1 pseudogene is annotated in these 219 nt (G+C 76.3%); it reads right to left on the bottom strand.

Annotated features, from left to right (window positions below):
• Nucleotides 1-219: pseudogene (locus PROKR_RS35075) on the bottom strand (phosphatase PAP2 family protein); the annotation flags it as partial.

The following is a 219-nucleotide window of genomic DNA, read 5'->3' as shown; positions in this document are numbered from 1 at the left end:
CGTCGCGGGACGCCAGCGGCGAGGCACGACGAGCAGGAGCGCCGCCCAGGCGGCCGCGACCACGGTGACGTGGCCGCTGGGCAGGGTGTTGACGTCGCGGTTCCAGTCCCCGACGAGCCCGGTGCGGTGGAGCACACCGTCCTTGACCACCTGCGTGGTCAGGTTCGAGCCGACGACGACGGTGGCGGCCAGGGCGGTGGCCCCCCACGCCGGCGCGCC

Source organism: Promicromonospora kroppenstedtii DSM 19349 (genome assembly GCF_000515355.1).
GTDB classification, from domain to species: domain Bacteria; phylum Actinomycetota; class Actinomycetes; order Actinomycetales; family Cellulomonadaceae; genus Promicromonospora; species Promicromonospora kroppenstedtii.
The sequence above is the reverse complement of the archived record's forward strand: the minus strand, read 5'-3'. Positions and strand labels throughout refer to the sequence as shown.